General features: G+C 66.8%; 11 protein-coding genes. 8 read left to right on the top strand and 3 right to left on the bottom strand.

Annotated features, from left to right (window positions below):
* Positions 1-77: 77 nt before the first annotated feature.
* The 7 genes from FBY30_RS19995 (at position 78) to FBY30_RS19965 (ending at position 8259) form a co-directional block, all read left to right on the top strand.
* Complete coding sequence (locus FBY30_RS19995; RefSeq protein WP_142134558.1) at positions 78-1061, top strand: bifunctional riboflavin kinase/FAD synthetase; 984 nt, start codon at positions 78-80, stop codon at positions 1059-1061.
* 42 nt (positions 1062-1103) lie between these two features.
* Complete coding sequence (gene kynA, locus FBY30_RS19990) at positions 1104-1958, top strand: tryptophan 2,3-dioxygenase (RefSeq protein WP_142134556.1); 855 nt, start codon at positions 1104-1106, stop codon at positions 1956-1958.
* Positions 1955-3214 (top strand): kynureninase, encoded by a 1260-nt coding sequence (locus tag FBY30_RS19985; RefSeq protein WP_142134554.1) that lies wholly within the window; start codon positions 1955-1957, stop codon positions 3212-3214. Before kynA ends, FBY30_RS19985 begins: the two co-directional genes overlap by 4 nt.
* Positions 3215-3440: 226 nt before the next feature.
* A complete protein-coding gene (rpsO, locus tag FBY30_RS19980; RefSeq protein ID WP_043452786.1) occupies positions 3441-3710 on the top strand; it encodes a 30S ribosomal protein S15 in 270 nt (89 codons plus the stop codon).
* Between the two features lie 243 nt (positions 3711-3953).
* A complete protein-coding gene (locus FBY30_RS19975; RefSeq protein WP_142135492.1) occupies positions 3954-6212 on the top strand; it encodes a polyribonucleotide nucleotidyltransferase in 2259 nt (752 codons plus the stop codon).
* A gap of 112 nt (positions 6213-6324) precedes the next feature.
* Complete coding sequence (locus FBY30_RS19970) at positions 6325-7668, top strand: M16 family metallopeptidase (protein ID WP_142134553.1); 1344 nt, start codon at positions 6325-6327, stop codon at positions 7666-7668.
* A 66-nt stretch (positions 7669-7734) separates the two neighbouring features.
* Positions 7735-8259, top strand: coding sequence for a DUF1579 family protein (locus FBY30_RS19965; protein ID WP_235009512.1), 525 nt, complete (start codon positions 7735-7737; stop codon positions 8257-8259).
* 92 nt (positions 8260-8351) lie between these two features.
* Here the strand turns inward: FBY30_RS19965 and FBY30_RS19960 are convergent, their stop codons facing one another.
* The 3 genes from FBY30_RS19960 to moaA form a co-directional block, all read right to left on the bottom strand.
* Entirely contained in the window at positions 8352-10010 is a 1659-nt protein-coding gene (locus FBY30_RS19960) for an HNH endonuclease signature motif containing protein (protein WP_142134551.1), read from the bottom strand.
* 70 nt (positions 10011-10080) lie between these two features.
* Positions 10081-10347, bottom strand: coding sequence for a MoaD/ThiS family protein (locus FBY30_RS19955; RefSeq protein WP_142134550.1), 267 nt, complete (start codon positions 10345-10347; stop codon positions 10081-10083).
* Between the two features lie 6 nt (positions 10348-10353).
* Positions 10354-11472: a GTP 3',8-cyclase MoaA gene (moaA, locus tag FBY30_RS19950; RefSeq protein ID WP_200830733.1), complete on the bottom strand. Its 1119-nt coding sequence runs from the start codon at positions 11470-11472 to the stop codon at positions 10354-10356.
* Positions 11473-11699: 227 nt separating this feature from the next.
* Here moaA and FBY30_RS19945 point away from each other — a divergent pair, with 227 nt between their 5' ends.
* Positions 11700-13220 carry a molybdopterin-dependent oxidoreductase gene (locus FBY30_RS19945; RefSeq protein WP_142135484.1) on the top strand — a complete coding sequence of 507 codons (1521 nt, stop codon included), beginning with the start codon at positions 11700-11702 and terminating at the stop codon, positions 13218-13220.
* Positions 13221-13242 lie beyond the last annotated feature (22 nt).

Here is a 13242-nt window from a genome sequence, read left to right as displayed (position 1 = left end):
CGGGTAACCTTGAAGAGTTCCCCAGCCGCACGGCCGGCGGAACACCGATGCTTGCACGCAGCTTAAAGGCGAGGGTGATGGTCTACATCTGGAACGATCCGTCCGATGTCCCGGCGGACTTCGGCCCATCTGTTGTCACTTTCGGCAACTTCGACGGCGTTCACCGCGGCCACCAGCAGGTGCTGTCCCAGCTGATCCGTTCTGCCCGGCTCGCGCAGGCCAAGGCCGTGGCCATCACCTTCGACCCCCACCCGGCAGTTATCCACCGGCCCGAGGCGGCCCCGGAGCTCATCATGGGCCTGGATGACAAGCTGGAGGCGCTGGGGGAGCTTGGCCTGGACGCGATCCTGGTGGTCAAGTACTCGCTGGACCTTGCCAGCCTCACGGCCGAGGAGTTCGTGGAGCAGTACCTGGTGGACTGCCTGCATGCCAGCCACGTCGTCATCGGCCACGACGCCCGCTTTGGACGCGCCAACTCCGGGGACCTTGAGACCATGAAGGCGCTGGGCGACAAGTTCGGCTTCGACGTCCAGGTCATCAGCGAGTTCGGGTCCGAGGGCTACCCCCTGCATGACGACGACGGCACGGACCGCCGCTGCTCCTCCACCTGGGTGCGGGAGGCGCTGCAGGAGGGCGACGTCGCCACCGCAGCCTCCGTCCTGGGCCGCCCGCACCGGATGCGCGGCGAAGTTGTCCACGGCGCCGCCCGGGGCAGGGCGCTTGGCTTCCCCACGGCCAACCTCTCCTCGAATGCCACGGGCCTGATCCCCGCGGACGGCATCTACGCCGGCTGGCTGGTGGACCAGGCAGGCAAGCGCTGGCCGGCCGCCATCTCGGTAGGCTCCAACCCCACCTTCGATGGCGTCAGCCGCCAGGTGGAGGCGCATGTAATCGACAGGCCGGAGGAAGCCGTGGAGGACTTCGATCTGTACGACCAGACAGTCATTGTGGAATTCGTGCAGCGGCTCCGCGGCATGGTGGCCTACCGTGGCCCTGAGGCCCTGGTGGAACAAATGCGGCTGGACGTGGCCCAGGCCCACCAGATCCTGGCCGGCCCCTGACTCCAGCCTCATCCCCGGGGTGAGAATAACGAAAGGCAGTGCGTGTCCGTCGAGAAGAACACCCGCAAGCTGGATAAGGGGATTGTCCGCGACTTCAGCTCACGGATGAGCTACGCCTCCTACCTGCAGCTTCCCACGCTGCTCAGCGCGCAGCAGCCGGTCAGCCAGCCTGAACACCACGACGAGCTGCTGTTCATCATCCAGCACCAGACCACGGAGCTGTGGCTGAAACTGGTCCTGCACGAACTGCGCAGCGCCGCCGCCTGGCTCCGGGAGGACGACCTGGGCTCGGCACTCAAGGGCATCGCCCGGGTCAAGCACATCCAGAAGACCCTCACCGAGCAGTGGTCCGTCCTGGCCACCCTCACGCCCACCGAGTACTCGCAGTTCCGCGGTTTCCTGGGCAACTCCTCCGGTTTCCAGTCCGCCCAGTACCGCGCAGTGGAGTTTGTCCTGGGCAACAAGAACAGCAAGATGCTGCCCATCTTCGAATCCGATCCGCAGGCCCACGGGATGCTGGCGGAGCTGCTGGCCGCCCCCAGCATCTACGACGAGTTCCTGGCCTACCTTGCCCGGCAGGGGTTTGACGTGCCGCGGTCGGTCCTGGACCGGGACGTCACTCTGGCCCACGAGTTCGCCCCCGAACTGGTCCCTCTCTTCAAGCACATCTACGAGAACGCCGCGGACAACTGGGCTGCTTACGAGGCCTGCGAGGAACTGGTGGACCTGGAGGACAACTTCCAGCTCTGGCGGTTCCGGCACCTGCGCACCGTCCAGCGGACCATCGGCATGAAGACCGGAACGGGGGGATCCAGCGGTGTGACGTTCCTGCAGAAGGCCCTGGAACTGACGTTCTTCCCGGAACTATTCGCTGTCAGGACGGAGATCGGACAATGAGCATCCATCAGGAAAACCCCACGGACGTTTCCGCCGAAGAGCTCCGGCAGCGAGCCGAAGAGCTGGACCGCCGTGACGCCCTGGCGCACTACCGGGAGCAGTTCATTGGCACGGACACACCCCTGTCCTACCTTGACGGCAATTCCCTGGGCCGCCCCCTGAAGCGGACTGCCGACGATGTGGCCGCCTTCATCCGGGACGAATGGGGTGGCCGGCTCATCCGCGGCTGGGACGAGAAATGGCTGGCCCTGCCACAGGCTATCGGGGACCAGCTGGGCCGTGCTGTCCTGGGGGCAGCGCCGGGGCAGACCATCATCGCCGACTCCACCACCGTGGTGCTTTACAAGCTCATCCGCGCGGCCCTTGCCTCTGTGCAGGACCCGGACCGCAACGAGCTGGTGCTGGACACGGAGAACTTCCCCACGGACCGCTACCTGGTGGAGGGCATCGCCCTTGAGGAGGGCCTGACCCTGCGCTGGATCCAGCCGGATCCCGCCGCCGGGGTGACCCTTGAACAGGTGCGCCAGGCCACCGGGCCGCGCACCGCCGTCGTACTCCTCAGCCAGATCGCCTACCGCTCCGGCCACCTCGCCGACCTGCCGGGAATTACCGCCGCAGTGCACGACGCCGGCGCCGTGGTGGTGTGGGACCTTTGCCATTCCGCGGGGTCGGTGGAGATCGACCTGGACGGCGCGGACGTGGACTTCGCCGCCGGATGCACGTACAAGTACCTCAACGGAGGCCCGGGGTCGCCGGCCTTCGCGTACGTCAACGCCCGCCACCTGCCGTCGCTGAACCAGCCCATCTGGGGCTGGATGGGCCGCAAGGACGCCTTCGAAATGGCCGCCGGATATGAACCGGCCCAGGGCATTCGGGGTTTCCTCAGCGGCACACCCGCCATCTTCGGCATGATCGCCATGCAGGGCACCCTGGCCCTCATCGAGGAAGCGTCCATGGCCGCCATCCGGGAAAAATCCGTGGCGCTGACCGGCTTCGCCGTGGAGGTCTTCGACGCCTGGCTGGCCCCGCTGGGTGCGCAACTGGCATCGCCCCGGGAACCGGGGGAGCGCGGCGGCCACATCACCGTGGACCACCCGGACTTTACCAAGGCCACGGTGGAAGCGCTCTGGGACGGGGACGTCATTCCGGACTTCCGCTCGCCGCACGGCATCCGGGTGGGGCTGTCCCCGCTGAGCACCAGCTTCGCCGAAGTGCTGCAGGGCATGGCCGCCATCAGGGAACGGCTGCAGGGCTGAGCGCCCCACTGTCCCCGCTGACTGTTTCGAGCGCTCCGTTTCGAGCGCCCTGTTTCGACAAGGTTAGGCCGGGGCCGGTAAACTGGACGATGGATCCGGCTGCAGTCCGTGGCGGCTGGCTCCTGTTGTTGGCGCCTCCTCCGGTTTTCCCGATCAGGACGCTGGCGGCAGACCCGGCAGTGAGTTACTGACCTGGGCCTTCACGGCACATTCCCAAGGAGTTATTGTGGCACTTGACGCCGCTGTAAAGCAGTCCATCATCAAGGAATACGCAACCGCCGAAGGCGACACCGGTTCACCCGAGGTCCAGGTTGCCGTCCTGACCCAGCGGATCAAGGATCTGACTGAGCACATGAAGGAGCACAAGCACGACTACCACACCCAGCGCGGTCTGCTGGCCATGGTTGGTCGCCGCAAGCGCATGCTGAGCTACCTCAAGAAGACTGACATCGCCCGCTACCGTTCGCTCATCGAGCGCCTCGGCCTGCGCCGCTAGTCTGGCTTTGGGGCGGCCCTTTCCCTCCGGATCGGGCCGCCTTCTTCAAATGAAAAACTAAACAGGAGGATCAACCGCATCACGCATTCGCGGTCCTCGGTAGTGATCTCCGGGAACGGCTTCGTTGACAGAAGCCGGCGGCCCGTGGGTCTCGATCGATGACCGGGTGCAGGGCCAGTAGACAGATGCTGGGCTGGGTTGATGCGGCTGGACTTCCGTGAAACAGAAACGGAGGTGACTCTCTTGGAGGGTCCCGAAATCCAGTTCTCAGAGGCAGTCATTGACAATGGCCGCTTCGGCAAGCGTGTAATCCGCTTCGAAACCGGCCGCCTCGCCAAGCAGGCTGCCGGCGCAGCCATGGTGTACATCGACGATGACACCGCGCTGCTGTCCGCCACCACCGCCGGCAAGCACCCGCGTGAAGGCTTCGACTTCTTCCCGCTGACCGTTGACGTCGAAGAGCGCATGTACGCCGCCGGCCGCATCCCGGGCTCGTTCTTCCGCCGCGAAGGCCGCCCGTCCACCGAAGCCATCCTGGCCTGCCGCCTGATGGACCGCCCGCTGCGCCCCGCCTTCATCAAGGGCCTGCGCAACGAAGTCCAGATCGTGGTGACCGTCCTGGCCATCAACCCCGATGAGCTGTACGACGTCGTGGCCATCAACGCTTCCTCGATGTCCACCCAGCTGTCCGGCCTGCCGTTCTCCGGCCCCATCGGCGGCGTCCGCGTTGCCCTGGTGAACGACGAAAACGGCTCCCAGTGGGTTGCCTTCCCCAAGCACTCGCAGCTGGAAAACTCCGTGTTCAACATGGTGGTTGCCGGCCGTGTTGCCGGTGACGACGTCGCCATCATGATGGTCGAGGCCGAAGCCACCGACAACTCCTGGAACCTCATCAAGGAACAGGGCGCCACCGCCCCCACCGAAGAGGTTGTGGCCGAGGGCCTGGAGGCTGCAAAGCCGTTCATCAAGGCACTCTGCGACGCCCAGGCCGATCTCGCCGCCCGCGCTGCCAAGCCCACGGTCGAGTTCCCGGTCTTCCTGGACTACGAGGACGACGCTTACGCCGCCGTCGAGTCCGCTGCAGCCGACAAGCTTGCCGCCGTCTTCCAGATCGCAGACAAGCAGGAACGCGACAACGCTTCCGACGCGCTCAAGGACGAGGTCCTGTCCAGCCTGGCCGGCCAGTTCGAAGGCCGCGAGAAGGAACTGTCCGCAGCGTTCCGCTCGGTCACCAAGCACGTGGTGCGCCAGCGCATCCTGAAGGACCAGATCCGCATCGACGGCCGCGGCCTGACGGACATCCGCCAGCTCACGGCCGAGGTGGAGGTCCTGCCCCGCGTCCACGGCTCCGCCATCTTCGAACGCGGCGAGACCCAGATCATGGGTGTCACCACGCTGAACATGCTCAAGATGGAACAGCAGATCGACTCGCTGTCGCCGGTGACGCGCAAGCGCTACATGCACAACTACAACTTCCCGCCGTACTCCACCGGTGAAACCGGCCGCGTGGGCTCGCCCAAGCGCCGCGAAATCGGCCACGGCGCCCTGGCCGAACGTGCCCTGGTGCCCGTCCTGCCGTCCCGCGAGGAATTCCCGTACGCCATCCGCCAGGTGTCCGAGGCCCTCGGCTCCAACGGTTCGACGTCGATGGGTTCCGTCTGCGCCTCCACCCTGTCCCTGCTGAACGCCGGTGTGCCCCTGAAGGCCGCCGTCGCCGGCATCGCCATGGGCCTGGTCTCCGACCAGGTGGACGGTCAGACCCGCTACGCAGCCCTGACCGACATCCTCGGCGCCGAAGACGCCTTCGGTGACATGGACTTCAAGGTTGCCGGCACCTCCGAGTTCGTCACGGCCATCCAGCTGGACACCAAGCTCGACGGTATCCCCGCCTCCGTGCTGGCGGCAGCACTGAAGCAGGCCCGCGAAGCACGCCTGCACATCCTCGAGGTCATCAACTCGGCAATCGACACCCCGGACGAGCTCTCCGAGTTCGCACCGCGCGTCATCGCCGTGAAGATCCCCGTGGACAAGATTGGCGAGGTCATTGGCCCCAAGGGCAAGATGATCAACCAGATCCAGGAGGACACCGGCGCCGACATCTCCATCGAGGACGACGGCACGGTCTACATTGGCGCCACCAACGGCCCGTCTGCCGACGCAGCACGCTCCGCCATCAACGCCATCGCCAACCCGCAGGTCCCCGAGATCGGCGAGCGCTACCTGGGCACGGTCGTCAAGACCACCACCTTCGGTGCCTTCGTGTCGCTGACCCCGGGCAAGGACGGCCTCCTGCACATCTCCGAGCTCCGCAAGCTGGCCAACGGCAAGCGCGTGGACAACGTGGAGGACGTGGTTTCCGTCGGCCAGAAGATCCAGGTGGAAATCACCAAGATCGACGACCGCGGAAAGCTCTCGCTTGCCCCGGTGGTAGCCGAGGAAGAGGCTCCGGCCGACACCGAGCGCGCCCACACCACGGAGCCCGCTGAAGGCGTTGACGTCTAACAGCCCGGGACTCCCGGCAGAAGCATGAATCGGCGGGGCCGGTGGATGATCCACCGGTCCCGCCGCTGTTACGATGGCAGCCAGATCCGGCTGCCCCTCCTGAAAGGCATCAATGACTGTTGTACCCCTGCCGCTTGAGCAGAACCACGCCGGCGACACCCTGGTCCACGGCTCCGACGGCGGGTCCGAGGTCCGCCGTTCAGTGCTGCCAGGAGGCGTGCGGGTACTGACGGAGGCGATGCCGGGCCAGCGGTCAGCCACCATCGGGTTCTGGGTGGGCGTCGGGTCCCGCGACGAGGCCCCGGGCCAGCACGGATCCACCCACTTCCTCGAGCACCTGCTGTTCAAGGGCACCAAGCGGCGCACTGCCCTGGAGATCGCCTCGGCCTTCGACGAGGTGGGCGGGGAATCCAACGCGGCAACAGCCAAGGAAAGCACGTGCTACTTTGCCCGGGTGCTGGACACGGACCTGCCCATGGCCATCGACGTCATTGCGGACATGATCACCGGGGCCGTATTGGATCCTGACGAGATGGAGCAGGAACGCGACGTCATCCTGGAGGAGATCGCCATGGACAGCGATGACCCCACAGACGTCGCCCACGAACATTTTGTCGCCGCAGTCCTCGGCAGCCACCCGCTGGGCCGTCCCATCGGCGGAACCCCCGCCGCGATCAAGGCCGTGGCCCGGGATTCCGTGTGGGAGCACTACCGCAGGTACTACAAGCCGGAGGAACTGGTCATCACCGCCGCGGGCGGCCTGGACCACGACGTCGTCTGCGGACTCGTGGTGGATGCCCTCGAGGCCGCCGGGTGGTCGCTGCAGTCCGACGCGGCGCCCGTGCAGCGCCGCTCCACCGAACGTGCCCTGATCACCGGGACGGCCGGGCTGCACGTGGTCAAGCGTGCCGTGGAGCAGGCAAACATCATCATGGGATGCCCCACGATCGTCGCCACCGACGAACGCCGCTATGTCATGAGCGTCCTGAACGCGGTCCTCGGCGGCGGCATGTCCTCGCGGCTGTTCCAGGAAGTCCGCGAGAAGCGTGGCCTCGTTTACTCCACCTACTCCTTTGCATCGTCCTACGCCGACGCCGGCTACTTCGGCATGTACGCCGGCTGCACGCCGTCCAAGGTCCGCCAGGTGGTGGACCTGCTGGGCGTGGAGCTTGACAAGCTCGCTGAGCACGGAATTTCCGAGGATGAACTCCGCAAGGCAGTGGGACAGCTCGGCGGCGGAATCGTCCTGGCCCTGGAGGACACCGGCTCCAGGATGTCCCGGCTGGGCCGGGCAGAGCTGGTCTCCGGCGAATACCAGGACATCGACGAGACCCTGCGCCTGATCAAGGCCGTCACCGCCGAACAGGTCCAGGAACTGGCCGCCGAACTCGCTGCCGCGCCGCGGACCATCACCGTGGTGGGCCCCTTCGAAGAGACGGAAACCTTCGGACTGTAGGAGGCTGGCGCTGCTGCCCTGCAGAGTCCATCCTGAGTATGGGGGTGAGCTTCGGCAGGAGGTGGCGTGTTCGTGGACAGGCCGGAGTTGAAGCCCGGGCATCCTGCCCTGGCACCTCTGTTGGGCCACTGGCGTGGAAGCACCGTCCTTGCCGCCGGTCCTTGGGGGCCTGAGCGCACGGTGGACGCCGAGGTGTCCTACACGCCGATTGCTGGTGGCTTCGGAGTGGTGCAGGGCTACCGGCATGTCGAGCCTGATGGCACGCACTTCGAGGGCCATGGCATCTTCACGATCGATCCTGCGCGCAAGGACGTGCTCTGGTATTTCGTGGACAGCACAGGTGCGCTGCCCGCTGGCGCTGCCCGGTGTACGTGGCACGACGGCGTCATCCGGGTGGAGCGGCCAAGCAGTGCAGGCTGGACGCGGCACGCCATCAGCGTTGAAGCCGGAGTGCTGCGGCACGTCACCGACTTGCGTGCAGCTGGAAGATTCGAGCCTGAAGACGTGCCGGAGGTGAAAGCACAGGTCGCAGGGAACGGAAAGGATCAAACCTACCGGCCCTTCATGCGATCCGTCTTCCACCGTGCCTGAGGGCGTCTGGGAACGAGTGCGCGGGCCGCGAGCGTTGCCGATCTTTCAAGCCCAGGCTTCGTCGGCACCTCAATTGACGGTGGCTTCAAAATTTATGACTTCAGCCGTTCCCAGTCCTTCCACGGGTCGGGTGGCAGATTGAATGGTTGCGCGTAGAAGTCGTCCCATAGTGGATCTGTGGGGCACAGGCCGCTGGAGTCGAGCAGATTCTCGGAGGGTGGTTCTTCAGGTGGCCGGTCGGGCCAGTTTGGCATGTCCGCGAGTAGTGGCTCCCACTCCAGATCCTCAGTTGCGCGCGCAACAGCCTCTATCGGCAGGATTCCTGGTGGCCAGTGTGGTGGTTCGGTGTCTGGGTGTTCGGATTTGTAGTGGCGGCCGGTGGGTGAGGTCCAGCCGGGCGGGTCGTTGTCGGTGGCTGGGTCTGGTGTCCATCTGCTGTGGTGTTTGAGCCGGTGGTGTTTGGGGCAGAGCTGGGCCAAGTTGGTGGTGCCGGTGGTTCCGCAGTGTTCCCAAGCTTGAAGGTGGTCGGTTTCGTTGTCCGGGGTGCCGTTGGTGCAGCCGGGGAAGGTGCATTTGGCGTCGCGCATCCTGATCCAGCGTTTGATGGTCTCAGGAAGCCGGTAGCTCTTCCTGCCGATTTCCAGCGGCGCCCCGTCGCGAGGATCGACGAGGACCCGGTAGAAGGAGTCGGCCCCGTCGGCGACGAGTTTCCGTGCCATCGAGGCCGGAATCGGTCCCAACCCGTCAAGTACCGCCGGCTCATCCGTCGCCCCGAGCAGGGAGAGCACCGGCACCATGACCAGGACATCTGCCCGCGGCGTGGGGACCTTGCCAATTTCCGTGACGACCGCTGAAGTGGGGGCGTTGTCGGTGGTGTCCACGGCGTTTACGGTGCCTCTTAGGGTGTGGCCGGCTCCGAGGAGCTGGGACGCTGCGATGTCGGGTCGGAGTTGGGTGAGGGTGCGTGGTTCGTCGGGCCCCTGGAGCCCGCGCGCGATGGCGGTACTCCGGTTCCAGATGGCGCAGGCGGTATCGCCGGGGAGGTAGAGCGAGACCCAGGCCATGCCGTCGCGGTCTGGGGCGTATTCCATCCGCCGGTCAGCGACCCCCTTTACGTGGCGCTTCTCGATCGATTCGGGGTGGTGGCGTTCCCGCCACCCCCGCACCTTCGCTCGGAACCTGGACGGCACAAGTTCACCCGGGGCTGCCCCGCGGGCGGGGTTGGGTGTGTCGGGGTCGAAGAAATGCGCCACGAGGGCGGCAGCCCCGGCCGGGTCAAGGCCATCGGTTTCACCGGCGATGACCTTCGCGTGCTGCCAGGACACGACACCGGTAGACAACGCCTCGAACACCAGCGGTAGGGAGCAGACCTTCCGCGACTGGTCCACGAACGCAGCGGCGGCCGCCGAACTAATGGTCAGGACCCCGGCGATTTCCTCCACCACGGACATTTCGGCGTAGGTCCGGTCCGTGACGGACGCGTCCGGCGGCATCAAGGCCTGCTGGATCTCCATGGCCTCACCAGCATCCCGGGCTTTCATCGCGGACAGCCGCGCCTCCATCCGGGCGATAACTTCGAGCCGTTCCAGCCGGATCTCGTACCGCCGCTGCAGCACATCAAAATCAGGGCCAATACCTACGCCGGCCGCCAGGAAGGCGTCCTCGCGTTCCAGAACATTCAGGGCATCGAGGGCAGCAACGCAGGCATGAACACCTTCCGCTGCCGCTGCCACCCCAAGGCTGGTTCCCATAGAAGAATCATCCAACGAGGGTCTGACAATCAAAGCCCCGCAGGCACCAATGCGCCCGAAGGCTGGCTCCCTAGCCTCCCGCGAAGGGCGGAAGCACGTCCACCACGTCGTCGGGACGCAGCACAGTTGCCTGGTCCCGCACGGCCACCTCGTTGAGCAGGAAGCTGCTCCGGGAAAGGATCCGGGGAAGCGGCGGGGTTCCCGTTGGGGGCTCCGCCCGCTCCACGGCGGCTACGGCCTTCACCAGGTCAGCCACCGTGGCGCCGTCGGGCAGGTCGAACTTCTCTTCTTCGAAACCGGCGGCGGCGCGTGCGGCAGCAAAGTAACGTACAAGCATTTCCGGTCAGCCCCCGATGGCACTCATGCTGCGGTCCGGCTGGACGAAGTCCGGGGCGTCCAGTCCCACGTGGTCCATGCCATGCGCTTTGGGTTTGATCCACATGGCGTCCTGCCACCGCTGCGCCAGCTCCGCGTCGCCGGCGCCCGCCCGCAGCAGGCCCAGCAGATCGTATTCTTCCCGTGAGAACAGGCAGCTCATGATCTTGCCTTCGGCGGTGATCCTGGTGCGCCGGCAGTCGGAGCAGAACGGCTCGGTGACGGAGGCGATAATCCCCACCGTCCCCAGCACCGGGCCCTCCGGATCCGCAGGGCCGGCCACCCGGCGTCGTACTTCAAAGCGTTCCGCGGGGGCGCCGTCACGTTCCCGGGGATCTGGACTGAGGACGAAATCCCGGGACAGCAGCTCCCGGATTTCGGCGGCGGTGATCATGTTCCGGCGCGTCCAGCCATGGTCCGCGTCGAGCGGCATCTGCTCGATGAACCGCAGCTCGTACCCGCGCTCCAGGGCCCAGGCCAGCAGCTGCGGTGACTCGGCATCGTTGATCCCGCGCATCAGGACAGCGTTCAGCTTGACCGGTCCCAGCCCGGCAGCCCAGGCCGCGTCCACACCGGCCAGGACCTGGTCCAGGAAGGGGCGGCGGGTCAGCTTGGTGAACGTTTCCTCGTGCAGGGAATCAAGCGACACGTTGATGCGCGTCAGCCCGGCGCCCTTCAGCGCTGCCGCCTTCCTGGCCAGGCCAACGCCGTTGGTGGTCATCGAGATCGGAAGGTCGGGGTGGTTGCGCCGCAGGGCCGCGATGATGTCCACCAAATCGTGCCGGACCAGCGGCTCGCCGCCCGTCAGCCGCAGCTCCCGGACACCCAGCCGTTCAACGCCCACCTTGACGATCCGCACGATTTCTTCGCCGGACATCACCGCCTGCTTGGCCAGCCACTCGAGGCCTTCGGCAGGCATGCAGTAGGTGCAGCGGAGGTTGCATTTGTCAGTCAGTGACAGCCTCATGTCGGTGGCGCGGCGGCCGTACCTGTCCGCCAGGCCGGCCGGTGCATCCGCGGGGCGGCGTCCGGGCACAGCCGATGCTGCTTCTTCCCGCGGCTGGGGCATGCCTAGCTGGACACTCATGAATTCAGGCTACGCCACCTTGAGCCGCGCATCACACAGTGACCGGTCGGGGAACATCCCGGCGCCACGATCCTATGCTGGGAGATGTGAAGACTTCCCGGCACGGGTACGGGGCGGACGACGACGGCGGCGGCCTCGAGGGGCGCGCGGAACCTTCCGTCCGGCACCAGGGAGTCCCGCGCGCCACGGTGCGGCACCCACGGAGGTATTGGGGTGCGGCAGCCGGGATGGCGGCCGTCGCCGGGGGTGTCGCGGCGGGGGAGCTGCTGGCCGGGTTCGCCAGCCCCTCCCTTTCCCCGCTGACCGCCGTTGGCGGAGTGGTGATCGACGGTGTTCCCCCCGGTGTGAAGGACTGGGCCATCTCCCTTTTCGGTACGGCTGACAAGGCTGCCCTGCTGACGGGCATGGCGTTGGTCATCGCGGGGCTGGCCGCGCTGGCCGGGGTGCTTGAGCTCCGGAGACGGTTCGCCGGTGCGGGCGTGGTGGGAGTCTTCGGACTCGCCGGAGCGGCAGCCGTGCTGACGCGTTCCCAGGTGACCCCGGTGGCTGTTGCGCTTCCGCTCCTGGCCGCGGGTGCCGCCGTCGTGCTCTTGCGGCTCCTGGCAGGGCGGGTGGCGGCGTGGGAGGCCACTGCTTCAACCGGCGATGCCGAAAGCGCACCCGATCCCACAGCTGCCGGCTCCCGCCGCCGCTTCCTCCAGGCCCTGGGAGGCACCGCGGCGCTGACTGCCGCTGCCGGCGTGCTGGCGGGGATCTGGCGCGGGGCCACCACCGCGGTCAGCGAAGCCCGGGCACGCATCACCCTTCCAGTGCCGGCATCTCCCGCGCCGCCCATCCCGGCCGCTGCGGAGTCCGGCGTGGCGGGAACGCCGCCGCTGGTCACACCGAACCGGGACTTCTACCGGATCGACACAGCCCTCACCGTTCCGGCGGTCAACCCGGATACCTGGGTCCTCAAGGTCACCGGCATGGTGGCCCGGGATCTCCAGCTCTCCTTTGCGGACCTGATGGCGAAACCCCTGACCGAACGCCACATCACCATCGCCTGCGTCTCAAACAACGTGGGTGGGGACCTGATCGGCAACGCCCGGTGGCTGGGGTGGCCGGTCCGGGACCTGCTGGGCCTGGCGGAGCCGCAGCCGGGAGCCGACATGGTGCTCTCGCGCAGCGCCGACGGCTGGACCGCCGGGACGCCGTTGGAGGTGCTGACGGATAACCGGGATGCCCTGCTGGCCGTAGGCATGAACGGGGAGCCGCTGCCCCTGGAGCACGGCTTCCCCGTCCGGCTGGTGGTCCCCGGCCTTTACGGCTACGTTTCTGCGACCAAGTGGCTGACCGAACTCAAGGTCACCAGGTTCGCCGACGATGCCGGGTACTGGACCCCGCGGGGCTGGTCCGAGCGCGGGCCCATCAAGACGTCGTCGCGCATCGACGTGCCCCGCAGCGGCTGGCCGCTCAGCCCGGGGACCGTTGTTTTTGCCGGCGTAGCCTGGGCCCAGCACACGGGCATCGGGAAGGTGGAAGTGCGGCTCAACCGGGGGCCATGGCGGGAAGCTGAGCTGGCGCCCGGCATCTCCGCCGATACCTGGTACCAGTGGAAGCTGGCCATCGACCTCACTCCGGGGCAGTACGAAGTCCAGGTCCGCGCCACCGACCTGAACGGCCGGCCCCAGGACGAAACTTTCCGGCCGCCCGCGCCTGACGGAGCCACCGGATTCCACACGGTTAGAGTGGACGTGAAATCCTGACGGCCGCGACCAAAGGCGTACC

It is taken from the genome of Arthrobacter sp. SLBN-83 (genome assembly GCF_006715285.1).
GTDB lineage: Bacteria > Actinomycetota > Actinomycetes > Actinomycetales > Micrococcaceae > Arthrobacter.
Note: the sequence above shows the minus strand (reverse complement) of the source record. Positions and strands in the feature narration are given on the sequence as shown.

Coding starts and splice junctions, on each gene's coding strand:
- FBY30_RS19995 (WP_142134558.1), top strand. CDS start 78: ATGGTCTACATCTGGAACGATCCGTCCGATGTCCCGGCGGACTTCGGC.
- FBY30_RS19985 (WP_142134554.1), top strand. CDS start 1,955: ATGAGCATCCATCAGGAAAACCCCACGGACGTTTCCGCCGAAGAGCTC.
- FBY30_RS19970 (WP_142134553.1), top strand. CDS start 6,325: ATGACTGTTGTACCCCTGCCGCTTGAGCAGAACCACGCCGGCGACACC.
- FBY30_RS19960 (WP_142134551.1), bottom strand. CDS start 10,010: ATGGGAACCAGCCTTGGGGTGGCAGCGGCAGCGGAAGGTGTTCATGCC.
- FBY30_RS19955 (WP_142134550.1), bottom strand. CDS start 10,347: ATGCTTGTACGTTACTTTGCTGCCGCACGCGCCGCCGCCGGTTTCGAA.
- moaA (WP_200830733.1), bottom strand. CDS start 11,472: ATGAGTGTCCAGCTAGGCATGCCCCAGCCGCGGGAAGAAGCAGCATCG.
- FBY30_RS19945 (WP_142135484.1), top strand. CDS start 11,700: ATGGCGGCCGTCGCCGGGGGTGTCGCGGCGGGGGAGCTGCTGGCCGGG.